The 24,766-nt window shown below is 63.0% G+C and carries 22 protein-coding genes; 4 read left to right on the top strand and 18 right to left on the bottom strand.

Annotated features, from left to right (window positions below; all coding sequences use genetic code 11):
• Positions 1-69 precede the first annotated feature (69 nt).
• A complete protein-coding gene (locus tag AX284_RS10780) occupies positions 70-351 on the top strand; it encodes a hypothetical protein (protein ID WP_007159246.1) in 282 nt (93 codons plus the stop codon).
• Positions 352-406: 55 nt separating this feature from the next.
• Here AX284_RS10780 and brnQ read toward each other — a convergent pair whose 3' ends face one another.
• From brnQ to sdhC, 10 genes are all read right to left on the bottom strand, one after another.
• Positions 407-1,750: a branched-chain amino acid transport system II carrier protein gene (gene brnQ, locus AX284_RS10775; RefSeq protein ID WP_064306645.1), complete on the bottom strand. Its 1,344-nt coding sequence runs from the start codon at positions 1,748-1,750 to the stop codon at positions 407-409.
• Between the two features lie 205 nt (positions 1,751-1,955).
• The gene (gene sucD / locus AX284_RS10770; protein ID WP_017638886.1) at positions 1,956-2,843 is read right to left on the bottom strand and encodes a succinate--CoA ligase subunit alpha; all 888 of its coding nucleotides are present in this window, start codon (positions 2,841-2,843) and stop codon (positions 1,956-1,958) included.
• A complete protein-coding gene (gene sucC / locus AX284_RS10765; protein ID WP_064306646.1) occupies positions 2,843-4,009 on the bottom strand; it encodes an ADP-forming succinate--CoA ligase subunit beta in 1,167 nt (388 codons plus the stop codon). Before sucC ends, sucD begins: the two co-directional genes overlap by 1 nt.
• Positions 4,010-4,216: 207 nt before the next feature.
• Entirely contained in the window at positions 4,217-5,653 is a 1,437-nt protein-coding gene (gene lpdA, locus AX284_RS10760) for a dihydrolipoyl dehydrogenase (RefSeq protein WP_017638888.1), read from the bottom strand.
• 80 nt (positions 5,654-5,733) lie between these two features.
• Entirely contained in the window at positions 5,734-6,954 is a 1,221-nt protein-coding gene (odhB, locus tag AX284_RS10755) for a 2-oxoglutarate dehydrogenase complex dihydrolipoyllysine-residue succinyltransferase (protein ID WP_064306647.1), read from the bottom strand.
• A gap of 42 nt (positions 6,955-6,996) precedes the next feature.
• A complete protein-coding gene (locus AX284_RS10750) occupies positions 6,997-9,828 on the bottom strand; it encodes a 2-oxoglutarate dehydrogenase E1 component (RefSeq protein WP_064306648.1) in 2,832 nt (943 codons plus the stop codon).
• Between the two features lie 185 nt (positions 9,829-10,013).
• Positions 10,014-10,718, bottom strand: coding sequence for a succinate dehydrogenase iron-sulfur subunit (locus tag AX284_RS10745; RefSeq protein ID WP_017638890.1), 705 nt, complete (start codon positions 10,716-10,718; stop codon positions 10,014-10,016).
• A gap of 11 nt (positions 10,719-10,729) precedes the next feature.
• On the bottom strand, positions 10,730-12,502 hold the full coding sequence (sdhA, locus tag AX284_RS10740) for a succinate dehydrogenase flavoprotein subunit (RefSeq protein WP_026083584.1): 1,773 nt from the start codon (positions 12,500-12,502) through the stop codon (positions 10,730-10,732).
• Positions 12,503-12,505: 3 nt separating this feature from the next.
• A complete protein-coding gene (gene sdhD, locus AX284_RS10735; RefSeq protein WP_017638892.1) occupies positions 12,506-12,874 on the bottom strand; it encodes a succinate dehydrogenase, hydrophobic membrane anchor protein in 369 nt (122 codons plus the stop codon).
• Entirely contained in the window at positions 12,868-13,254 is a 387-nt protein-coding gene (gene sdhC, locus AX284_RS10730) for a succinate dehydrogenase, cytochrome b556 subunit (RefSeq protein WP_026083585.1), read from the bottom strand. Before sdhC ends, sdhD begins: the two co-directional genes overlap by 7 nt.
• Before the next feature lie 347 nt (positions 13,255-13,601).
• On the opposite strand from sdhC, the gene gltA reads away from it, so the two are divergent.
• Entirely contained in the window at positions 13,602-14,882 is a 1,281-nt protein-coding gene (gltA, locus tag AX284_RS10725) for a citrate synthase (RefSeq protein WP_017638893.1), read from the top strand.
• A gap of 135 nt (positions 14,883-15,017) precedes the next feature.
• Here gltA and AX284_RS10720 read toward each other — a convergent pair whose 3' ends face one another.
• From AX284_RS10720 to ppsA, 6 genes are all read right to left on the bottom strand, one after another.
• Entirely contained in the window at positions 15,018-16,073 is a 1,056-nt protein-coding gene (locus tag AX284_RS10720) for an OmpA family protein (RefSeq protein ID WP_017638894.1), read from the bottom strand.
• Positions 16,074-16,173: 100 nt separating this feature from the next.
• Entirely contained in the window at positions 16,174-16,758 is a 585-nt protein-coding gene (sigX, locus tag AX284_RS10715; protein ID WP_007159259.1) for an RNA polymerase sigma factor SigX, read from the bottom strand.
• A gap of 55 nt (positions 16,759-16,813) precedes the next feature.
• Positions 16,814-17,638: a mechanosensitive ion channel family protein gene (locus AX284_RS10710; protein WP_017638896.1), complete on the bottom strand. Its 825-nt coding sequence runs from the start codon at positions 17,636-17,638 to the stop codon at positions 16,814-16,816.
• On the bottom strand, positions 17,639-17,902 hold the full coding sequence (locus tag AX284_RS10705) for a hypothetical protein (RefSeq protein ID WP_017638897.1): 264 nt from the start codon (positions 17,900-17,902) through the stop codon (positions 17,639-17,641).
• Between the two features lie 48 nt (positions 17,903-17,950).
• Positions 17,951-18,952: a zinc transporter ZntB gene (locus AX284_RS10700; protein WP_068385304.1), complete on the bottom strand. Its 1,002-nt coding sequence runs from the start codon at positions 18,950-18,952 to the stop codon at positions 17,951-17,953.
• A gap of 148 nt (positions 18,953-19,100) precedes the next feature.
• A complete protein-coding gene (gene ppsA / locus AX284_RS10695; RefSeq protein WP_026083586.1) occupies positions 19,101-21,470 on the bottom strand; it encodes a phosphoenolpyruvate synthase in 2,370 nt (789 codons plus the stop codon).
• 126 nt (positions 21,471-21,596) lie between these two features.
• Here ppsA and ppsR point away from each other — a divergent pair, with 126 nt between their 5' ends.
• A complete protein-coding gene (gene ppsR, locus AX284_RS10690; protein ID WP_058767088.1) occupies positions 21,597-22,415 on the top strand; it encodes a posphoenolpyruvate synthetase regulatory kinase/phosphorylase PpsR in 819 nt (272 codons plus the stop codon).
• Positions 22,416-22,464: 49 nt separating this feature from the next.
• Positions 22,465-23,094, top strand: coding sequence for a LysE family translocator (locus tag AX284_RS10685; RefSeq protein WP_068385301.1), 630 nt, complete (start codon positions 22,465-22,467; stop codon positions 23,092-23,094).
• Between the two features lies 1 nt (position 23,095).
• On the opposite strand, the gene AX284_RS10680 is transcribed toward AX284_RS10685, so the two are convergent.
• The gene (locus AX284_RS10680) at positions 23,096-24,160 is read right to left on the bottom strand and encodes a 5-methyltetrahydropteroyltriglutamate--homocysteine methyltransferase (RefSeq protein ID WP_068385298.1); all 1,065 of its coding nucleotides are present in this window, start codon (positions 24,158-24,160) and stop codon (positions 23,096-23,098) included.
• A gap of 102 nt (positions 24,161-24,262) precedes the next feature.
• Complete coding sequence (locus AX284_RS10675; protein WP_068385295.1) at positions 24,263-24,763, bottom strand: GNAT family N-acetyltransferase; 501 nt, start codon at positions 24,761-24,763, stop codon at positions 24,263-24,265.
• Between the last annotated feature and the right edge of the window lie 3 nt (positions 24,764-24,766).

The following is a 24,766-nucleotide window of genomic DNA, read 5'->3' as shown; positions in this document are numbered from 1 at the left end:
CTAGACGCGGAACTTAACTTTTAACGGTGCGCTCGAACGGCTGTCGTGTAGTTCATAAGGAGAAAACACATGAAAAAGCCCTTCGCCATCGCCCTGCTCTTCACTGCCGCCTTCGGCCTCGCTGCCTGTGACAAGCCTTCCGAAAACAAGGCTCAGGATGCTGCCAAGACCGAACAGAAAGCTCAGGAAAACCTGAACAAAGCCGCCGAGCAGAGCAACAAGGCTGCCGAGCAGCGTAACGAAGCTGCCAACGAGGCCGCCAAGGAGCAATCCAAAGGCGAAGCCACCTCGGTCAGCCCGGCTACCGGTACCGCCAACGGCAACGCGCCGGCTACCCAGCCCAAGCCGTAAGCTGTCTGGATACGAAAAAAGCCCGCTTATGCGGGCTTTTTTGTGGGCGGCTGATTCAGGAGCGCGAGGGATCCGGCTCGGCCTCGTCCGCTTGGACGCGTTCGCCAGGCCGCAGGCTTTCCAGCGTCAGGGCGACCAGGCCCACCACCACGGCCGGCAACAGCCAGCCCAGCCCCGAGTCGGCCAGCGGCAGCCACTGTACGGCACCGCTCAGATAGGGCACCGTCAGGTGCGCCGCCTGCAGGCCGTCGAGGATGCCGAAGGCCAGGGCGACCAGCAGCACCGGGCCGAGAATGCGTCCGGGCGCCGCCCAGCGGGCGGTGAAGAAGCTCAGCACCACCAGCGCGATGCAGGGCGGATAGATGGCGGTCAGGATGGGCACCGAAATCTGGATCAGCTGGGTCAGCCCCAGGTTGGACACCAGCAGCGAGAAGGCCGCCAGCAGAACCACCAGGCTGCGATAGCTGAAGGGCAGGAATTCACTGAAGAATTCCGCGCAAGCGCAGGTCAGGCCCACCGCCGTGACCAGACAGGCCAGGGTAATCAGCACCGCGAGAAAGTCGCTGCCGACACTGCCGAAGGTGTGCTGCACATAGGCATGCAGGACCTCGGCGCCATTGCTGGCGTGGGGCACCAGCGACCCGCTGCCAGCGCCGAGCTGGAACAGGCTCAGGTAGACCAGCACCAGCCCTGCCCCGGCGATCAGGCCGGCGATGATGGTATAGCGCGTCAGCAATTGCGGCGCCGTCACGCCCCGGGCGCGAATGGCGTTGACGATGACGATACCGAACACCAGGGCGCCCAGGGTATCCATGGTCAGGTAGCCGTTGACGAAGCCCTGGGACAGCGCCCGCGAAGCATAGTCCGGCGCTGCCGTGGCAGGACCGCCGGCCGGCCAGAACAGCGCCGCACCACCCAGCACTGCCAGCGCCAGGATCTTCAGCGGACCAAGAAAGCGTCCCACGGTGTCGAGCAGGCGTCCCGGATAGAGCGAGACCACCAGCACCACTAGGAAGTAGGCCAGGCTGTAGAGAAACAGCGGTATGGGTCCGTTGCCCAGCAGCGGCGCGACGCCGACCTCGAAGGACACCGTGGCGGTGCGCGGCGTAGCGAACAGCGGCCCCACCGACAGGTAGCAGACGATGGCCAGGGTGCGGGCGGCCGTCTGGCCGAGCGGCTTGCTCAGGGCATCCATGCCACCGCCGACCCGCGCCAGGGCGATCAGCGTCAGCACCGGCAGGCCGACGGCGGTCAGCAGGAAGCCCAGGGCGGCGCTCCAGACGTGCTCGCCCGCCTGCAGACCGACGATCGGGGGAAAGATGATGTTGCCCGCGCCGACGAACAACGCGAACGTCATGAATCCAAGGGCCAGGACATCCCGGCTTTGCAAAGCTTTCATGGAAGGCAGTACCAGCAATGAGGAAAACGAGGCAGCCCGCCCTCATGGGAGCAGGTCTTGGCGGGGCCACGGCGTGGCCGTTGGAGCGGAAGGTTGCCATCCTAACGAATTACCGGCGAAAAGGCAGCCGGCAGCTGATGAGGCGTAATGAACGCGCCCATGAAAAAGGCCGCCCGGAGGCGGCCTTTTCTACAGTCAGTCAGGCTCAGGCCTGCTTGACTTCCCAACCGGTCAGCTCGGCCAAGGCCTTGCCGATGTCGGCCAGGGACCGCACGGTCTTCACACCGGCGTCCTGCAGGGCGGCGAACTTCTCGTCCGCAGTGCCCTTGCCACCGGAGATGATGGCGCCAGCGTGGCCCATGCGCTTGCCGGGCGGAGCGGTGACGCCGGCGATGTAGGACACCACCGGCTTGGTCACGTTGGCCTTGATGTAGGCCGCGGCTTCTTCTTCAGCGCTGCCGCCGATCTCGCCGATCATCACGATGGCTTCGGTCTGCGGATCTTCCTGGAATAGCTTCAGGATATCGATGAAGTTCGAACCCGGGATGGGATCGCCGCCGATGCCCACGCAGGTGGACTGGCCGAAGCCGGCGTCGGTGGTCTGCTTCACGGCTTCATAGGTCAGGGTGCCGGAACGCGACACGATACCGACCTTGCCCGGCAGGTGAATGTGACCGGGCATGATGCCGATCTTGCACTCGCCGGGGGTGATGACGCCGGGGCAGTTCGGGCCGATCAGGCGCACGCCCAGTTCGTCGCACTTCACCTTGGCATCCAGCATGTCGAGGGTGGGGATACCCTCGGTGATGCAGACGATCAGCTTGATACCGCCGAAGGCCGCTTCCAGGATGGAGTCCTTGCAGAAGGGAGCCGGCACGTAGATCACCGAAGCATCGGCGCCAGTGGCTTCCACCGCCTCGCGCACGGTGTTGAACACCGGCAGACCGAGGTGGGTGGAACCGCCCTTGCCGGGGGTCACGCCGCCAACCATCTGGGTGCCGTAGGCGATGGCCTGTTCGGAGTGGAAGGTACCCTGGCTACCGGTGAAGCCCTGGCAGATGACCTTGGTGTCTTTGTTGATCAGGACGCTCATTACTTACCCTCCGCGGCCTTGACGACCTGCTGGGCAGCGTCGGTCAGGCTGGTTGCCGCGATGATGTTCAGGCCGCTTTCGGCCAGGACCTTGGCACCGAGTTCGGCGTTGTTGCCTTCCAGGCGAACCACGACCGGCACCTTCACGCCAACTTCTTTAACGGCACCGATGATGCCTTCGGCGATCATGTCGCAGCGCACGATGCCGCCGAAGATGTTGACCAGAACGGCCTTCACGTTGCTGTCGGACAGGATGATCTTGAAGGCTTCGGTCACGCGCTCTTTGGTCGCGCCGCCGCCCACGTCCAGGAAGTTGGCCGGCTTGCCGCCGTGCAGGTTGACGATGTCCATGGTACCCATGGCCAGACCGGCACCGTTGACCATGCAGCCGATGCTGCCTTCCAGGGCCACGTAGTTCAGTTCCCACTTCTGCGCATGGGCTTCACGGGCGTCGTCCTGCGACGGGTCGTGGAAGGCACGCAGCTTGGGCTGACGGTAGATGGCGTTGCTGTCGATGTTGATCTTGGCATCCAGGCAGTGCAGGTTGCCATCCTTCTTGATCACCAGCGGGTTCACTTCCAGCAGCGCCAGGTCGTAGTCCTGGAACAGCTTGGCCAGACCGACGAAGATCTGGGTGAACTGCTTGATCTGGTCACCTTTCAGGCCCAGCTGGAACGCCAGGTCGCGACCCTGGTAGGGCTGAGCGCCCACCAGCGGATCGATGGTGGCCTTCAGAATCTTTTCCGGAGTGTCGTGAGCGACCTTCTCGATGTCCACGCCACCTTCGGTGGACGCCATGAACACGATACGGCGGCTGGAACGATCGACCACGGCGCCCAGATAGAGCTCCTGATCGATGTCGGTGCAGGATTCAACCAGGATCTTGGTGACCGGCTGACCGTTGGCGTCGGTCTGGTAGGTCACCAGACGCTGGCCCAGCCACTTGGCGGCGAATTCCTTGGCTTCTTCCTTGCTCTTGACCAGCTTCACACCACCGGCCTTACCACGGCCACCGGCGTGTACCTGGGCCTTGACGACCCACTCGTCGCCGCCGATACGGCCGCAAGCCTCGTAGGCCTCCTGGGGGGTGTCGACAGCGTAGCCTTTGGAAACGGGCAGGCCGTATTCAGCGAACAGCTGCTTACCCTGATACTCGTGGAGATTCATGCTTGTCTACCGTCTTCGTTGGGTATTGCGCATTCGACGCTGTGCGTTCTCCGAGCCGTCCTCCGGACGGTCGCGGGCACCGCGCCACCTGTGACCCCTGCCCTAGTGGGGTGTCTCACACCCCACTCACAAGAGTCCGAGGCGCCTTCCTGCGGTGGAGCCCTGAGGCTCCACGGCGGTCGGCGACCCCGTGGTTCCGTAAATCTCTTACCGCTTCTTGCGATTCACTGCGTGGATCGCATGACCGTTCACCGCCAGGGCCGCTTCGTGCAGCGCCTCGGACAACGTCGGGTGCGAGAACACCATCATGCCCAGGTCTTCGGCGCTGGTGCCGAATTCCATGGCGATGGCGCCTTGCTGCACCAGCTCCGCCGCGCTCGGGCCGACCACATGGACGCCCAGGACGCGATCGGTCTTGGCATCGGCCACGACCTTGACGAAACCGGCGGTGTCATTGGCCGCCAGGGCACGACCGCTGACCGCGAAGGGGAAGGTGCCGACATTGACTTCGACGCCTTCGGCCTTCAGGGCCTGCTCGGTCTTGCCGACCCACGCGATTTCCGGGTGGGTGTAGATCACCGAGGGGACCAGATCATAGTTCATCTGGGCCTTGTGACCAGCGATGCGCTCGGCGACCATCACGCCCTCTTCCGAGGCCTTGTGGGCCAGCATCAGACCGCGCACGCAGTCGCCGATGGCGAACACGCCCGGCACGCTGGTGGCGCAGTGGTCGTCGACGTAGATGTAGCCACGCTCGTCGCTTTCCACGCCGCTGTCGGACGCCAGCAGGTCGGTGGTCACCGGACGACGGCCCACGGCAACGATCAGGCGATCGAAGGTGATCTGCTTTTCTTCACCGGCTTCGGTGTAGTTGACGGTGACTTCTTCGCCATTGACCTGCGAGCCGGTCACACGAGCACCCATCCGGATGTTCAGACCCTGCTTGGAGAGGATCTTGTAGGCTTCCTTGGACACCTGCTCATCGGCGGCGACCAGGAACTTGTCCAGGGCCTCCAGCACGGTGACTTCGGCACCCAGGCGGGCCCAGACCGAACCCAGCTCCAGGCCGATGACGCCGGCACCGATCACGCCCAGACGCTTGGGCACGCTCTGGAATTCCAGGGCGCCAGTGGAATCGACGATGACCTTCTGGTCCACCGGAGCCGGCGGGATGTCGATGGGACGCGAGCCGGACGCCAGGATGACGTTTTCGGCCTCGACGACCTGGACGTTGCCGTCCAGACCGGTGACTTCGACCTTCTTGCCCGACAGCAGCTTGCCGTTGCCTTCCAGCAGGGTCACGCCGTTGGCCTTGAACAGGGTGGCCACGCCGCCAGTGAGGTTCTTCACGATCTGGTCCTTGCGGCCGATCATGGTGGGCACGTCGATGGTGACGTTCGGCGCGTCGATGCCGTGAACCTTAAAGCCCTCGTGGGCCTCGTGGTACTTGTAGGAGCTGTCCAGCAGCGCCTTGGAGGGAATGCAACCCACGTTCAGGCAGGTGCCGCCCAGGGCGACCTTGCCTTCCTTGCCCTTGTAGCGCTCGACACAGGCCGTCTTCAGGCCAAGCTGCGCGGCGCGGATGGCGGCCACGTAGCCACCAGGGCCGGCGCCGATCACCACTACGTCGAATTTGTCGCTCATACACTAATCCCCTTGGAGCAGCTTCAGGCAGGAAAACTTGAAGCGGTGCGTGGCCCCTGCCCCGCACCGCGAGAGCCGGATCAGATGTCCAGCAGCAGACGAGCCGGGTCTTCCAGCAGGTCCTTCATGGTGACCAGGAAGGTCACGGCTTCCTTGCCATCGATCAGGCGATGGTCGTAGGACAGCGCAAGATACATCATCGGCAGGATCACCACCTGGCCGTTCACCGCCATCGGACGTTCCTGGATCTTGTGCATGCCCAGGATCGCGGTCTGCGGCGGGTTGACGATGGGAGTGGACAGCAGCGAACCGAAGACACCACCGTTGGAGATGGTGAAGGTACCACCCTGCATGTCTTCCATGGTCAGCTTGCCGGCCTTGGCCTTCTTGCCGAAGTCGGCGATGGTGCCTTCCACTTCCGCCAGGCTCATGAACTCGGCGTTGCGCAGCACCGGCACCACCAGGCCACGGTCGCTGGACACGGCCACGCCGATGTCCTGGTAGCCGTGGTAGACAATGTCGTTGCCGTCGATGGAGGCATTGACGCCCGGCTGACGCTTGAGCGCCTCGGTGGCGGCCTTGACGAAGAAGGACATGAAGCCCAGGCGCACGCCGTTGTGCTTCTTCTCGAACATGTCCTTGTACTTGGAGCGCAGGTCCATGATCGGCTTCATGTTGACCTCGTTGAAGGTCGTCAGCATGGCCATGCTGGACTGGGCTTCAACCAGGCGCTCGGCGACCTTGGCGCGCAGGCGGGTCATGGGCACGCGCTTCTCGGTGCGGTCGCCAGCGGCGGTCACCACCGGAGCGGCGGCGGCAGCGGGCTTGGCAGCCGGAGCGGCAGCGCCGGACTTCTTGGCTTCGACAGCGGCGACGGCGTCTTCCTTGGTGATGCGACCACCCTTGCCGGTGCCGACCAGGGTAGCCGGGTCGATGCCGTTCTCTTCGGCGATCTTGCGCGCGGCGGGCGCCAGGATCGGATCCTCTTCACCACCGGCGGCCGGTGCGGCGGCCGGAGCACTGGCGGCAGCCGGCTGGGCAGCCGGAGCGGCGGCGGCAGTGGCGCCCTCCTCCACGCGAGCGATGACTTCTTCGCTCAGCACGGTATCGCCTTCGTTCTTCAGGATTTCGGCCAGGACGCCATCGGCCGGTGCCACGACTTCCAGCACGACCTTGTCGGTTTCGATGTCGACCAGCAGTTCGTCACGCTTGACCGCTTCGCCGGGCTTCTTGTGCCAGGTGGCGACGGTGCCGTCAGCGACCGATTCCGGGAAGGTAGGGGCTTTGATCTCGATAGCCATTCTATGAATTTCCTTAGTGATCTCTAGTAGTCGCGTGGCGAATCAAACGGAGAAAGCATCGTGCAGCAGTTTTTCCTGCTGCTCGGCGTGCATGGAGGCATAGCCGCAGGCCGGCGCGGCGGACGCATCGCGACCGGCGTATTCCAGACCCAGGCCCTGCTTGTAACCGGACACGGCGCGGCGCATGTGATGCTGGCTGCAGTACCAGGCGCCCTGGTTCATCGGCTCTTCCTGGCACCAGACCACGCGCTCGAGGTTCGGATAGCCGGCCAGTACGTCGGCCAGATCGTCTTCCGGGAACGGGTAGAGCTGCTCCAGACGCACGATGGCGATGTCCTGGCGATTCTCGCTGCGGCGCTTTTCCAGCAGGTCGTAGTAGACCTTGCCGCTGCACAGCACCAGGCGCTTCACCTGCTGGGCATCGATCTGATCCAGTTCGTTGATCACGGTCTGGAAGGAGCCATGGGCCAGGTCTTCCAGGGTCGAGATGGCCAGCTTGTGGCGCAGCAGCGACTTGGGCGTGAGCACCACCAGCGGCTTGCGCAGCGGGCGGATCACCTGGCGACGCAACAGATGGTAGATCTGCGCCGGCGTGGTGGGTACACAGACCTGGATGTTCTGCTCGGCGCACAGTTGTAGATAACGCTCCAGGCGTGCCGAGGAGTGCTCCGGGCCCTGGCCTTCGTAGCCATGGGGCAACAGCATGGTCAGGCCGCAGAGACGACCCCACTTGATCTCGCCGCTGGTGATGAACTGGTCGATGACGACCTGGGCACCGTTGGCGAAGTCACCGAACTGGGCTTCCCAGACCACCAGCGCATTGGGCGTGGTGGTGGCGTAGCCGTATTCGAAGCCCAGTACCGCTTCCTCGGACAGGAAGGAGTCGTAGATCTCGAACGACGGCTGATTCTCGGCCAGGTGCTGCAGGGGCACGTAGGGTACGGCGTCCTTCTGGTTGTGCAGCACCGCGTGACGGTGCGAGAAGGTGCCACGGCCGACATCCTGACCGGTGATGCGAATCGGATGGCCTTCGTGCAACAGGGTGGCGTAGGCCATGGTCTCGGCGAAGCCCCAGTTCAGGGGCAGACCGCCGGCGGTCATCTTCTGGCGATCCTCGAGGATCTTGCCGACCTGACGCTGGACCACGACGCCTTCCGGAACCTGCAGCAGCTTGTTGGCCAGGTCCTGCAGGGTCTTGAGGTCGAAGCCGGTGTCGTGCCGGGCGGTCCAGGCATGGCCGAGGTAGGGTTTCCAGTCGACGAACAGGTCGCGATTGGGCTCCTTGACCAGGCTGGCCACGACGTGACGGCCCTCGTCGAGGGCGCCGCGATAGGCTTCGAACTGTGCCTGGACCTGCTCGGCAGTGACGACGCCGGCCTGGGTCAGGGCATCCGCATAGAGATCGCGGGTGGTGCGCTGCTTGGCGATCTGCTGGTACATCAACGGCTGGGTGCCGCTCGGCTCGTCGGCCTCGTTGTGGCCGCGACGGCGGTAGCACACCAGGTCGATGACGATGTCCCGCTTGAACTGCATGCGGTAGTCGACCGCCAGCTGGGTGACGAACAGCACCGCCTCGGGATCGTCGCCGTTCACATGGAAGATCGGCGCCTGGATCATCTTGGCGACGTCGGTGGCGTACTCGGTGGAGCGCGCGTCCTCCTGGCGGTTGGTGGTGAAGCCCACCTGGTTGTTGATCACCAGGTGCAGGGTGCCGCCGGTCTTGTAGGCCCGGGTCTGCGACATCTGGAAGGTTTCCATGACCACGCCCTGGCCGGCGAAGGCGGCGTCGCCGTGGATGGCCACGGGCACGACCTTGTCACCGGAGCGATCGCCGCGGCGATCCTGGCGCGCGCGTACCGAACCTTCCACCACCGGAGAGACGATCTCCAGGTGCGAGGGATTGAACGCCAGCGCCAGGTGGACTTCGCCGCCCTGGGTCATGACGTTGGAGGAGAAGCCCTGGTGATACTTGACGTCACCGGAGCCCAGCTCGACCAGCTTCTTGCCTTCGAACTCGTCGAACAGGTCGCGCGGGTTCTTGCCCAGGGTATTGACCAGCACGTTCAGGCGGCCACGGTGGGCCATGCCGATCACCAGTTCCTTGACCCCATAGGAGCCGGAACGCTGGATGATCTCGTCGATCAGCGGAATCAGGCTCTCGCCGCCTTCCAGGCCGAATCTCTTGGTGCCCGGGTATTTGGTGCCCAGGTACTTCTCCAGACCCTCGGCGGCGGTCAGGCGCTCCAGCAGATGGGTACGGACTTCCGGCGAATACTGCGGGCGGCCACGGACGCTTTCCAGGCGCTGCAGGAACCAGCGGCGCTCCTCGGAATCGACGATGTGCATGAACTCCGCACCGACCGTGCGGCAATATGTCTCTTGCAGCGCATCCCTGATTTCGCGGAGAGTTGCTTCCTCTTTGCCGATGAACAATTCACCGGTACGGAAGGTGGTATCCAGATCGGCGTCGGTCAACCCATAGTGGTTGAGCAGCAGATCGGCAGGCGGCTGACGCTGCCACAGACCCAAGGGGTCGAGTTGGGCAGCCTGATGACCCTGCAGACGGTACGCCTGGATCAGACGCAGGACTTCGACCTGCTTCTTCTCGTGTTCGGAACTGACGGTACCGGCCGAGACCGGCTGAGCTCGCCGCTGATTCTTGCCCAGCAGCACGAAATGGTCGCGGATCGCAGAATGCGCGACGTCCGGCGAATTGCCAGTGACTGCGGGAAGCTTCTGGAAGTAGGTGCGCCATTCTTCCGGCACAGCGTTGGCATCGTGCAGAAACAGCTCATAGAGCTCTTCCACATAGGCAGCATTACTGCCGGACAGGTGAGCGCTGTCCCACAGTTGCTGCATCTGACTTTCGTGCATCTAGTTCACCCCTTCGGCAGAGATAGCATCAGCCGATGACCAGCCTCGACGCGAGACCTGGCCTCACTACGACTGCGCCAATGCCCGGATGCGGTTCCGGGTATCCCTGAATGGACATTGGTTGAATCAAGCTATCAAGGTCGCTAACGAACCCGCCCGGCACAACTGGCCGGGCGGGACGTGGATCAGGTACCGCTCTGCAGCAGCATCGCCCGTACATGGCCAATGGCCTTGGTCGGGTTCAGCCCCTTGGGACAGACCGCCACGCAGTTCATGATCGAACGGCAGCGGAACACGCTGAACGGATCGTCCATGGCGGCCAGACGCTCCTGGGTCTTGGTGTCGCGACTGTCGGCCAGGAAGCGATAGGCCTGCAGCAGCGCAGCGGGGCCGAGGAACTTGTCGGGATTCCACCAGAAGGACGGGCAGGACGTCGAGCAGCAGGCGCACAGAATGCACTCGTACAGACCATCGATCTTCTCGCGGTCTTCCGGGCTCTGCAGGCGCTCGATGGCCGGTGCCGGGGTCTCGTTCTGCAGGAACGGCTTCACCTTCTCGTACTGCTTGTAGAAGATGCTCATGTCGACGACCAGGTCACGAATGACCGGCAGGCCAGGCAGCGGACGCACGACCAGCTTGCCGTTCTTGACCACCGCCGACAACGGCGTGATGCATGCCAGGCCGTTCTTGCCGTTGATGTTCATACCGTCGGAGCCGCACACGCCTTCGCGGCAGGAACGACGGTAGGAGAAGCCTTCATCCTGCTCTTTGATCAGAGCCAGGACGTCCAGCACCATGAGGTCCTTCCCACCGGTATCGACCTGGAACTCCTGCATGGACGGCAGGCCGTCCTGATCCGGGTTGTAACGATAAACGCTGACTTTCAACATGGTGGTCACCTTTAGTAAGTCCGAACCTTGGGTTCGAACATCGGTACGGTCTTGGGCGCGAAGTTGACGTCACGCTTACTGACCCGCTTTTCACCGGGGAAATAGAGGGTGTGGCACAGCCAGTTCTCGTCGTCGCGCTCTTCGAAGTCTTCACGGGCGTGAGCACCACGGGACTCTTTGCGGTTCTCGGCGGCGATGGCGGTTGCTTCGGCCACTTCGAGCAGGTTCTGCAACTCGAGCGCTTCGATACGGGCGGTGTTGAAGCCCTGACTCTTGTCGTTGATCTTGACCTTGGCGATGCGCTCGCGCAGGTCGGCCAGCTCGGCGATGCCCTTCTGCATGTACTCGCCGGTGCGGAACACCCCGAAGTAGTTCTGCATGCAGGTCTGCAGTTGCTTGCGCAGGGTGGCGACGTCGTCACCGGTGGTGCGCTCGTTGACACCGGACAGGCGCTGCAGCGAGGCTTCCAGATCGCTTTCCGAGGCACCGCGGTGCTCGATACCTTCCTTGAGCGCCTTCTCCAGGTGCAGACCAGCAGCACGCCCGAAGACCACCAGGTCCAGCAGCGAGTTGCCACCCAGACGGTTGGCCCCGTGCACGGACACGCAGGCCACTTCGCCTACGGCGAACAGGCCTTCGATGATCTTGTCGTTGCCGTTGGCGTCCTGGGTGATGGCCTGGCCATGAATGTTGGTGGCGATGCCGCCCATCATATAGTGGCAGGTGGGGATCACGGGCACCGGTGCGACGACCGGATCGACATGAGCGAAGGTCTTGGACAGTTCGCAGATACCGGGCAGACGGCTGTGCAGCACGTCTTCACCCAGGTGATCCAGCTTCAGCAGCACGTGATCGCCATCCGGACCGCAACCGTTGCCGGCCAGCACTTCCTTAACCATGGAACGGGCGACCACGTCGCGACCGGCCAGGTCCTTGGCGTTGGGCGCATAGCGCTCCATGAAGCGCTCGCCATGCTTGTTGATCAGGTAGCCACCCTCACCGCGGCAACCCTCGGTGACCAGTACCCCGGCGCCGGCGATGCCAGTGGGGTGGAACTGCCACATCTCGATGTCCTGCACCGGCACGCCGGCGCGCAGCGCCATGCCGACGCCGTCACCGGTGTTGATCAGGGCGTTGGTGGTGGAGGCATAGATACGGCCCGCACCGCCGGTGGCCAGCACGGTGGCCTTGGCCTTGACGTAGACGGTCTCGCCGGTTTCGATGGCGATGGCGATGACGCCGACCACGACACCATCCTGGTTCTTGACCAGATCCACGGCGTACCACTCGTTGAGGAAGACCGTGTTGTTCTTCAGGTTGCCCTGATAGAGGGTGTGCAGCAGAGCGTGACCGGTACGGTCGGCCGCGGCGCAGGTACGTGCGGCCTGGCCACCCTTGCCGTAGTCCTTGGACTGACCGCCGAAGGGACGCTGATAGATGCGGCCCTGCTCGGTACGGGAAAACGGCAGCCCCATGTGCTCGAGTTCGAAGACCGCTTCTGGGCCCACGGAACACATGTACTCGATGGCGTCCTGGTCACCGATATAGTCCGACCCCTTGACGGTGTCGTACATGTGCCAGCGCCAGTCGTCGTTCGGGTCGGCCGAAGCGATGGCGCAGGTGATGCCGCCCTGAGCGGACACGGTATGGGAGCGAGTCGGGAAAACCTTGGTGATCACCGCGGTCTTGTGGCCGGACTGGGCCAGTTGCAGGGCGGCGCGCATACCGGCGCCGCCGCCACCTACGATGATGGCATCAAACGAAATATGACGAATTGTGGACATAGATCAAACACCCCAGAAGATCTGCACGCCCCAGACGAAGAACGCGAACATCGCGAACCCGCATACCGCCTGGAAGAGAAAACGCACGGCGGTAGCACCCTTGCCGATTGCCATGGTGGTCAGGTAGTCGGTGGAGATGGTCCACATACCAACCCAGGCATGAACGCAGATGGACACCAGCGCCAACAGGCTGAAGATGCGCATCAGGGTGTGGGAGAACAGGCCGTGCCATTGCTCGAAGGTGAGCCCTGGATGAAGGATCAGGAAGCCGATGAGAAAGAGGAAGTAGACCGCGAGGACGACTGCCGAGACCCGTTGAGCCATCCAGTCGTAGAGACCGGAACGCGAAAGATTGGTGACGTTGGTTACCATACCCAAACCCCTGCCAGAATGATCAGAACTGCGGAAATGACCAGCACGAGCTGCGCACCCAGCTTGCCGCCCTGCAGGGTTTCGCCGGCGCCACCATCCATGATCAGGTGCCGAATGCCGGCGACCAGGTGGTAGAGCAATGCGGACAGCAGACCCCAGATCACAAGCTTGACCAGCGGATAGGCCAGAAAAGCTTTCACTTGGCCGAAGCCTTCCGGGCTACCCAACGACAGATGCAGGCCATAGAGCATGACTGCGATGCCGAGGAAGAGGATGACGCCGGAGATACGGTGAAGAATCGAGGTATAAGCTGTGATAGGTAGTTTGATGGTCCTGAGATCTAGGTTTACAGGTCGTTTGCTATTCACGGCTTCTTTCACACTGAGGGCCCAATTACGGTCGGGCTAGTTATAGGAGATTCCACATCTGCTACACGCTTCCTGTTGAAAGCGTCTCGACCGCTCGGCATCAGCTCGCCGACCCGGCACGGTCGGGCGAGAATTATAGACAGTTAGCCTACTCATGACAAACGCGGATACCCGATCCCGACGTCGCCAGCTGATATTCAGAAGCCTGCGTGTTAATGTCTTTTCGCCGCACAATCTGCCCAGAAAGCGCCTCTAGGGTGATATTTTCGTAAATTGACTTTCAAATTTATCCCTCTATAGTGGGCGAGGCCCTGAGTGGAGGGTTTATTGATGATTTCAAAGCAAAATAAGGAGGCCTAATGGCTGACAAGAAAGCGCAGTTGATCATCTCGGGAGCGGATCCGGTTGACCTGCCCGTTATGTCCGGCACCCTCGGCCCGGACGTGATCGATGTTCGCAACCTCACCTCCACTGGTGTGTTCACCTTCGACCCGGGCTTCATGTCCACTGCCTCGTGCGAGTCCAAGATCACCTACATCGACGGTGACAAGGGCATCCTGCTGCATCGTGGCTACCCGATCGAGCAATTGGCGGAGAAATCCGACTACCTCGAGACCTGTTACCTGCTGCTCAAGGGTGAGTTGCCGAACGCGCAAGAAAAAGCGCAGTTCGTTGACACCATCAAGAACCACACCATGGTTCACGAGCAACTGAAGAACTTCTTCAACGGCTTCCGTCGCGATGCGCATCCCATGGCCATCATGTGCGGCGTGGTCGGTGCCTTGTCGGCCTTCTATCACGACTCCCTGGACATCACCGATCCGCAGCACCGCGAGATTTCGGCGATGCGCCTGATCGCCAAGATGCCGACCCTGGCCGCCATGGTGCACAAGTACTCCATGGGTCAGCCGATGATGTATCCCCGCAACAACCTGGGCTATGCGGAAAACTTCCTGCACATGATGTTCAACACCCCGTGTGAGGAAAAACCCATCAGCCCAGTGCTGGCCCGAGCCATGGATCGCATCTTCATCCTGCATGCCGACCATGAGCAGAACGCCTCCACCTCCACCGTCCGCCTGGCCGGCTCTTCGGGCGCCAACCCCTTCGCCTGTATCGCTGCCGGCATTGCCGCCCTCTGGGGTCCGGCGCACGGCGGTGCCAACGAAGCCGTGCTGAAGATGCTGGACGAGATCGGCGATGTCGCCAACATCGACAAGTTCGTGGCCAAGGCCAAGGACAAGAACGATCCGTTCAAGCTGATGGGCTTCGGCCACCGGGTCTACAAGAACTTCGATCCCCGCGCCACGGTGATGAAGCAGACCTGCGACGAAGTCCTGGCCGAGCTCGGCATCAACGATCCGCAGCTGGAGCTGGCCATGCGCCTGGAAGAACTGGCCCGCAAGGACCCCTACTTCGTCGAGCGCAACCTCTATCCGAACGTGGACTTCTACTCTGGCATCATCCTCAAGGCGATCGGTATTCCGACCAGCATGTTCACCGTGATCTTCGCCATGGCGCGGACCGTTGGCTGGATCTCGCACTGGCAGGAAATGCTGTCCGGCCCCTACAAGATCGGCCGGCCGCGCCAGCTGTACACCGGCGTTGCCCAACGTGATATCTCGGACGATCGCGGCTGATCGATCCGTAAAGAAGAACCCCGCTTCGGCGGGGTTTTTTATGCCTGCAGTGCCTGGATCTACGTCTGACGCCAAGAACGTCAGGCATGAAAAAGCCCGCACTAGGCGGGCTTTTTCACGTCTGGATCAGGCAGATTACTTGGCCTGAGCTTCGACTTCGGCTTCTACGCGACGGTTAACAGCGCGACCGGCTTCGGTAGCGTTGTCAGCAACCGGGCGGGACTCACCGTAACCAACAGCGTTCACACGGCCGCCCTGCACGCCGTACTGGTTGACCAGCACGTTACGCACGGCGTTGGCACGACGCTCGGACAGCTTCTGGTTGTAGGCGTCAGTGCCGACGGAGTCGGTGTGGCCTTCAACGGTAGTCGAGGTCTGCGGGTACTGCTGCATGAAGTCAGCCAGGTTCTTGATGTCGGCGTAGCTGTTGGGCTTGACCACGGCCTTGTCGAAATCGAACTTCACGTCCAGCTCGACGCGAACGGTTTCAGCGGCAGCCGGGCAGCCGGTAGCGTCAACGGTGACGTTGGCCGGGGTGTTCGGGCACTTGTCGACGTTGTCGCAAACGCCATCGTTGTCGGAATCGGTGCAGACGTCAGCAACGGGGGCCGGAGCCGGAGCCGGAGCGACTTCTTTCTTGGTGGAACCACCGAAGTTCAGACCAACACCAACAGCAGCGCTCCACTCGGTGTCGCCGTAGTCGATGTTGTAGTTGGCTTGTACGCCGGTACGGGCATACAGGTTCTCGGTGAAGTAGTACTTCAGGCCGGCACCCAGGTTGGCGTAGGTGGAGTGATCACGACCACCTTCGTTGATGTCGCGGTTGCTGATGGACTGGTGAGCGAAACCACCGGACACGTACGGACGCAGGCCGACGCCGGGCTGACCGAAGTGGTAGTAGGCATCCAGAGCGGCCAGGCTGCCCTTGATGTTCTTGTGGCCCAGGTCGCGGTCGCCACGAGCGTTGTGGTACTCACCGTAGGACAACGCCAGCTCAACGTCGTCGGTCAGGAAGTAGCCAACGGAACCGCCGTACAGGTCAGCGTTGGTCATGTTGCGCTGGCTGTCGGTGAACAGACGGCTGCCGAACAGCTCAGTCTCGACGGCGCCTTGACCTTGTGCCAGGGCGCTCAGCGAGGCGCTTGCCAGCAGGGAGCCGATCACGACGCCCAAGGTGCTCTTCAGTTTCATCCTTTGTATCCCCATTTTAGTGGTACTAATTCCGGCAATCTCCGGAGGCTTCGACAACAAGTTTTCGTGAAGTTCAAAAACTTACAGCTGACACATCCGGTCAGCCCTCAACTTCAGCTGCGAACTTGTCACGCAGTTTGTCGAGTGCCCGCTTGTATCGCATCTTGGTGGCGCTGAGCCCCATGTGCATGATGTCGGCTATCTCCTGGAACTCCAGCTCCGCGACGAAACGCAGCACCAGGATCTCCCGATCGACCTGCCCCACATGGACCAGCCAGCGATCCATCCCTCCCTTTTCTTCCAGCTTCGGCGCCCGTTCCTCGGAGGCTTCCTCCATCGGATCCAGACTTAATGCCTCCACCAGCCGCCGCTTGCGGCGTTCCTTGCGGTACTGAGTGATGCACTCGTTGTAGGTGATGCTGTACAGCCAGGTCTTGAATTTCGATTTCCCCTCGAAATTCTTCAAACCGTAAAGCACCTTCAGCATGATCTCCTGGCAGACATCGTCGGCATCCCGGTCGTTCCCCAGGTAACGGGCGCAGACGTTGAACAGGGTGCGCTGATAGCGGCGCATCAGTTCTTCGTAGGCTCGCGTCACGTGGAAGAGTTCACCATGCGCGCGCTGGACCAGCTCTTCATCGCTGAGCGTGGTCGGATCGTAGGCATGAGGGGCAGGCTTGTTCAAGACGGAATTGGCTACCAAAAAGTGGCGGGCATGATAGCCATCTCCGCGACGCCTGTCAGCGGCTGCGGACCTGAGCCTCCAGCAATAGACGGTTCGGAACCGAAACGATGTCGCCCTCTTCGGTCATGATGAGGGTCTTGGCAGTACCGATCTCCTCGATCTCGCCTTCGACGTCCGCCAAGGTCACCCACTGGCCGACTTCGTAGAGTTCGCGCACGTAGATACCGGCCAGAATCTGCGACACCAGTCCCCGGCTACCCAGCCCCAGGGCCAGGGCTGCAGCCAGGGCGAAGGCGGTGAGCACGATGGCGATGACCAGGTTCAGCAGTTCGGTCTTTATCTCCAGCTGACCGACCGCGACCGAGATCGCAATGATGATGACCAGGCCCTGGGCCAGACGCCCCAGCCCTGCGGCGTAATCCAGGCCGACGCCCTCGGCGGCGCCGTGGACCAGGCCGCTGACCAGTTGCGCCAGCAGCACCCCGACGATGAGCACCAGGGCGGCGCCAAAGATCTTGGGCACATAGAGCGCCATGACGTCCAGGGTGGAGGAAACGCGCTGCAAACCCAGGGACTCGGCCGCCGACACCAGGAACACCAGCAGGACGAACCAGTAGACGATCCGGCCGATCAAAGTGGTGACCGGCATGCGCATGCCGATCTTGGCCAGTTGCTTGGTCACGCCGGCACCGGCGAGCACACGGTCCAGGCCGAGCTTGGCGAGGACCTTCGACAGCACGGTGTCGAGAATCTTGGCGACCGCGAAGCCCGCCAGGATCACCACCAGGGCACCGAAGACGTTGGGAATGAAGCCGGCCACCTTGCTCCACAGGGTGGTCATGGCGGACAGCAGACTCTGGGTCCAGATATCGAATTCCATCTACTTCAGGATCTCCGGGGAAGATTCGCTACGTGCGGTACGGCGCGAGCGCGGCTTCAGATGAGGGGCGCCGTTGCCCAGTGCCAGCAGCAGCGCCGATGCCCAGTGCCGCCCGATCAGATCGAACAGCGCACCCGCGCCCACCTGACGATTGGCGGTCTTGAGCACACGATGCAATCGTGCCTGATCATCGCCCTCCTCGTCCTGAGCATTGGCCGGGGTATTGAGGAGCGCCTTGAGGGACGCTTCGAAGGGATCGTGCATAGGCACCTCGCTGGTCGTTTCCTCTTGACGCAGCGAGGTGGAGACGGGTCACAGCCAGCGCAGTCGGCGAAACAGCCAGACCTGGAAGACCGCCACCGCGCCGATCAGTAGGCAGGCGGCCACGAAGCCGAAGGCGGATGACGAACCCGGCATGCCCCCCATGTTCATCCCGAGCAGACCGGTGATGAAGCTGATGGGCAGAAAGAAGCCGGTGATGATGGCCAGCAGATAGAGGGTGCGGTTGGTCTTTTCCGTGGTCGCCCGTTGCTCGGCGTCCTGCAGCAGCGCGACCCGCTCGCGCATGACCTCGAGCTCTTCCAGGTTGCGCACCAGACTGTTGTGCAATTCGCTCCAGTAACCCTGACTGGCCGCCTCGACGAACCAGGCCGGCTTGCCACGAGCCAGATCGCCATAGATGTCACGCTGCGGGGCCAGATAACGGCGCAGCCCGGTGGCGCGGCGCCTGAGGGTTAGCACCTGGGCATGGTCGGGCAGGCTGCCCTCGTCCTGGTCGACCTGCTCCTCGAGACTATCGAGTTGATCGGACAGGCCACGCACCAGGTCATCGACCCGACTGGTCATGTAGCTGGCGAGGTAGAGCACCAGCTCCTCGGCATTCTGGGCGCCGATGCCCGCCTCCAGGTCCTCTTGGACTTCGGCGGCAGCCTTCATGGGCCTCATGCGCAGCGAGATCACCCGGCGTTTATCGACGAATACCCGCAGCGACACCATGTCTTCGGGCACGGCGCCAGGATTGAGGTTCACCCCGCGCAGGAACAGCAGGAGGCTGTCGTCGGGCTGATTGACCAGGCGTGGGCGGGTCGCTTCTTCCAGCAGCAGATCGCAGGCGAATTCGCTCAGACCACTGGATTGCCGGAGCCAGGCCTGGGCCTCGGGCACACTGCGATCCCAGTGCAGCCACAGCACCTCGCCGGGACCCGGCTCGACCTCGGCCAGTTCACGGCGACTCAGGCGCCGTCCACCACCGCGGCCGTCGAGGAGATAGCCATAGACGAGGCCCTGTTCCACATCACTGTCGTACTGCTGCATCTGGTGTCTCGTGCAAGGATCCTGCCCCCGTGTGGTGAGGCGATCCGGCGAACGTGACTCCAGCTGGGCAGGGCCACGCTCGTGGGGAATGGGGGATTAATCCTGGAAAGAGTCACCCTGCCTCAGGCAGGCAGGGTGACCCCTGGGATCAGGCGTTGCCTTCAGCCAGGAAGAACCAGGTGTCGAGCACGGAGTCGGGGTTGAGAGACACGCTCTCGATGCCCTGCTCCATCAGCCACTTGGCCAGGTCCGGGTGGTCCGAGGGACCCTGACCGCAGATGCCGATGTACTTACCGGCCCGGTTACAGGCCGCGATGGCATTGGCCAGCAGCTTCTTGACCGCCGGATTACGCTCGTCGAACAGGTGGGCAATGATGCCGGAGTCCCGATCCAGGCCCAGGGTGAGCTGGGTCAGATCGTTGGAGCCGATGGAGAAGCCGTCGAAGTGCTCGAGGAACTCGTCCGCCAACAGGGCGTTGGAGGGCAGCTCGCACATCATGATGACGCGCAGGTCGTTCTCACCGCGCTTGAGGCCGTTCTCGCCGAGCAGCTCGACCACCCGCGCCGCCTCGTCCAGGGTGCGCACGAAGGGCACCATGAGCTCGACGTTGGTCAGGCCCATCTCTTCGCGCACCTTCTTCATGGCGCGGCATTCCAGCTCGAAGCAATCGCGGAAGTTCTCGCTGATGTAGCGAGAGGCACCGCGGAAGCCCAGCATGGGGTTCTCTTCCTCAGGTTCGTAGAGTTTGCCGCCGATCAGATTGGCGTACTCGTTGGACTTGAAGTCCGATAGGCGCACGATGACCTTTTTCGGCCAGAAGGCGGCGGCCAGGGTGGACACCCCTTCCACCAGCTTTTCGACATAGAAGCCGACCGGATCCGAGTAACCGGCGATGCGCTTGTCGACGCTTTCCTTCACCTCGAAGGGCAGGCTGTCGTAGTTGAGCAGCGCCTTGGGGTGCACGCCGATCATGCGGTTGATGATGAATTCCAGGCGGGCCAGGCCCACGCCAGCATTGGGCAGCTGGGCGAAGTCGAAGGCGCGGTCGGGGTTACCGACGTTCATCATGATCTTGAATGGCAGCTCGGGCATGGCATCCACCGAGCTCTGGCGGATGTCGAAGTCCAGTTCGCCTTCGTAGATCAGGCCGGTGTCACCTTCGGCACAGGAGACGGTGACGGTCTGGCCGTCCTTGAGCAGGCTGGTGGCGTTGCCGCAACCGACCACGGCCGGGATCCCCAGCTCGCGGGCGATGATGGCGGCGTGGCAGGTACGGCCGCCGCGGTTGGTGACGATGGCGCTGGCGCGCTTCATCACCGGCTCCCAGTCGGGATCGGTCATGTCGGAGACCAGGACGTCACCGGGCTGGACACGATCCATCTCGCTCACGTCGCGGATGATCTTGACCTTGCCGGCGCCGATGCGCTGGCCGATGGCGCGGCCTTCCACCAGCACCAGGCCCTTGTCCTTGAGCAGGTAGCGCTCCATGACGGTGGCGCTGGCCCGGCTCTTCACCGTTTCCGGGCGCGCCTGGACGATGTAGAGCTTGCCGTCGTCGCCGTCTTTGGCCCATTCGATGTCCATCGGCCGACCATAGTGACGCTCGATGATCAGCGCCTGCTTGGACAGTTCGGTGACCTCGGCATCGGTGATGGAGAAACGCGCGCGATCCGCGGGCTCGACATCGACGGTGCGCACGGAGCGACCGGCCTTGGCTTCTTCGCCATAGACCATCTTGATGGCCTTGCTGCCCAGGTTGCGTCTGAGGATGGCCGGGCGACCGGCTTCCAGGGTGGGCTTGTGGACATAGAATTCGTCCGGGTTCACCGCGCCCTGCACCACGGTCTCGCCCAGGCCATAGGCAGCGGTGACGAAGACCGCATCGCGGAAACCGGATTCGGTATCCAGGGTGAAGAGCACGCCAGCGGCGCCGGTTTCCGAACGCACCATGCGCTGCACGCCGGCGGACAGGGCGACCAGCTTGTGATCGAAGCCCTGGTGCACGCGGTAGGCGATGGCGCGGTCATTGAAGAGGGAGGCGAAGACTTCCTTGGCCGCGCGGATGACGTTGTCGACGCCGCGGATATTGAGGAAGGTTTCCTGCTGACCGGCGAAGGAGGCATCCGGCAGGTCTTCGGCGGTCGCCGAGGAGCGTACGGCGACAGCGAGATTGGGGTTGCCTGCCGAGATCTCGGCGAAGGCCCGGCGGATTTCGGCGTCCAGGCGCTCGGGGAAAGGCGCGTCCATTACCCACTGGCGGATCTGGGCGCCGGTCTTGGCCAGGGCGACGACGTCATCGACATCCAGGGCATCGAGGGCCGCGTGGATACGCTCGTTCAGCCCACTCTGCTCAAGGAAATCGCGATAGGCCTGGGCCGTGGTGGCGAACCCGCCCGGCACGGAGACGCCCGCGTTGGCCAGGTTGGCGATCATCTCGCCGAGGGATGCGTTCTTGCCGCCCACGCGCTCGACGTCGTGCACGCCAAGCTGCTCCAGTGAAATTACATACTCGTCCAAGGTCTTCTCTCCATCTTGTGTCTTTGTGGGAAAGCAGTACGCCTCGGCGCTCGCCCCATGGACAGTGGACGGCGGTAGGTTACAGTGCAGCGATCCCTGCCCCGTACGCCACCAGGACGTCCCTCCATGCAACGAACCGCCTTTTTCATTTCCGACGGTACCGGCATCACGGCCGAAACCCTCGGTCAGAGCCTCCTGGCCCAGTTCGGGGACATCACCTTCAGGAAGGTCACCCGCCCCTACGTGGATACGCTGGACAAGGCCAGGGCGATGGTACAGCAGATCAATGCCGCCGCCGTCCAGGACGGTGCGCGACCCATCATCTTCGATACCATCGTCAACCGCGACATCCGGGCCATTCTGGACCAGTCGAACGGGTTCATGATCGACATCTTCTCCACGTTTTTATCCCCGCTCGAACGGGAACTTTCCGCCGAATCTTCGTATTCGGTAGGGAAGTCACATTCGATCATGCACAATAGTCACTACATGGAGCGGATCGAGGCCGTCAATTTCGCACTCGAAAACGACGACGGCGCCCGCACGACCCACTATGCCCAGGCCGATCTGATCCTGGTGGGGGTCTCGCGCTGCGGCAAGACGCCGACCTGCCTCTATATGGCGCTGCAATACGGCATCCGCGCGGCGAACTATCCGCTGACCGAAGAGGACATGGAGCGCCTGCAACTCCCTGCCTCGCTCAAGACCTATCGCGACAAGCTGTTCGGCCTGACCATCGACGCCGAGCGGCTGGCGGCGATTCGCCACGAGCGCCGGCCGAACAGCCGCTATGCGAGCTTCGCCCAGTGCGAATTCGAACTGCGCGAGGTGGAGAGTCTGTTCCGCCGCGAGAACATCTCCTTCATCAACACCACGCATTTTTCCGTAGAGGAGATCTCGGCGAAGATTCTGGTGGAGAAAGGCGTGGAAAGACGGTTTAAATAGCCGACCACCCCTCCTCTTCGGCGCCCTCGCGGCGCACCAGGCGACCGCCATGAATCTCGTCGATGCCCTGCTGTTCTTTCCGGTCGCCCTGCTCATCGCCCTGACACCCGGCCCCAACAACTTCTGCTCGCTCGGCAATGGCATCCGTCACGGCGCGGTGACGGCGGGACTGGCGGCCCTGGGTCGCAATGTGGCCTTCGTGATCTTCCTGGTGATTTCGGCGGTGGGCCTGGGCGCCATGCTGCTGGCCTCGGAAACGGCCTTTACCGTCATCAAGTGGATCGGCGCGTTCTATCTGCTCTACCTGGGCGTGAAGAGCTGGCGCAGCCGGGCCTTCGACGGCCTGGACCTGAGCGAGAACGGCGCAGCGCAACCACGCGCGCTGCATCGGTTGATGCTGCAGGAATTTCTCATCGGCATCAGCAACCCCAAGGCGATCCTGCTGTTCGCCGCGGTCTTTCCGCAATTCATCGACCCCACCCAGCCGACCACCCAACAATTCGTCTACCTGGGTGGTACCCACTTGTTAGCGGAAATGGTCGCGGCCTTCATCTATGGCCTGTTCGGCCGGCAGATCCGCCGCTTCATCCGCGGGCCCCGCGGAGTGCGCCGCCTCAACCAGGCCACCGGCGCCTTCTTTGCCGGCGCAGGCGGCCTGCTGCTGACCGCTCACCGCTAGCTCAGGACGTTACCAGGTGGGACTGGGCAGCGCCTAGCTTCGCCAGGGCCACCTCTATCGCCGACCAAGGCCTTTCCGGGCGCACTGCTGGCCTGCCTATGGCGGCCTGGCGAGCGGCCCGCACCAGGCAGGCGAATTCGGCCGCCACCGCATCGGCCTGCGTCGCGTCGGCGTCCCTGGAAAGGACCGCGGGTGACAACCAGAGGCGCTCCTGCAGGCGTTCGCCGGCCTGGCGAACGAAGTGCAGCCGCCGTTGCTGGCCTACGGGTCCGGCTTCAGTCTCTTCGACCAAGCCCAGCGACAGCGTCTTGTAGGCCGGCAGCCGATCGAGCAGCCCCTGCTGGGCCTGGACCGACCGTGGCCAATCGACATGCAGCCCCTCCAGCGGCAGACCGGCAGCCAACCCCAGGTTCTCGATCAACTCACCATGACGCACACCCAGCAGCTTCTTCAGCGGCTCGCGTTGCAGCAGGTTGTAGGCTCTTTCGAAGGCGGTACGCCAGGCCAGCGGCAGTTCCAGCGTCAGCAGCGGCTCGTCGATCTGGATCCATTCCACGCCCTGGGCGGCCAACCGCGCGAAGATCTCGCCGTAGACCGGCAGCAACGCTTCCAGCAGTTCGAGGCGATCGAAGGCCGGATCGAGCGAGCGACCGAGCCATAGATAGCTCAGGGGTCCGAGGATCACCGGCTTGACCAGCAGACCGAGCGCCTGGGCCTCGGCGACCTCGTCGAACAGCTGCTCCCAGCCGATGGCAAAGGACTGGTCCGCGGTGAATACCGGGACCTGACAGGGGCCGGCGAATCCCAGATCGTCTGCCGCCTCGGTGCGAGTGGCGGCGCCGACCAGATACGAATGCGCCAGAACCCGATCGCCCCAGCCGAAGTCGCCTACTGCGAGCCACTCACAACCCGCGGCCTGCTGGGCGCGCCACGCCTGCTGACGCTGCTGACGTCCCTGGGCGATCAGGGCGGCCCGGTCGCAATCGTCGAGAGACGCCATCGTCGCCAGGGACGCGTCACCCTGTTGCTCGCGCCGCGCGGAACTCTGGGAATGAATCTTGACCATTGCACACCTCCACCAGACAAGGTGAAGATTGTCATCGCGCATGACCCATGAAACAAACTCAGGTTTCTTGTGGTGAACTCAAGTTTCTCTCATACACCGCGATCAGGGTTTGAAGCGCGCCATGCTGTAGGCGTCGACGAACACCCCATCGCGCAGGGCATAGCGCCGCAGCAGCCCTTCTTCTTCGAAACCCAGCTTGCGATAGAGCGCCAGGGCCGGCTCGTTGTCGCTGAAGACGGTCAGTTCGACCCGTTGCAGATTCATCCAGTTGTCGGCGAGGTCGAGCAGGGCCGTCAGCAGCTGGGTACCTATGCCCTGCCCCTGGCAATCCCGGGCCACGCCCATGCCGAGGGCGCCACAGTGCTGGCGGCGAATGCGCTGCTGCTGTTCGAGACTGGCGCGACCCACCACCTGCCCCTGCCGCAGGGCGACCAATCCTATCCGCCCTTCGCGCTCGCCGCTCAGACGCTGCCGCCATTGTTCGGCGCTCTGATAGGGTAGCTGCAGCACCTGCCGCGCCACGGCCGGATCGCCATAGAGGGCAGCGAGACCCTCGGCATGGCGATCAGCATAGCGTTCCAGATGGACGATCGGGCTGGACATGGG

Source organism: Pseudomonas sp. HUK17 (genome assembly GCF_001566765.1).
Note: the sequence above shows the minus strand (reverse complement) of the source record. Positions and strands in the feature narration are given on the sequence as shown.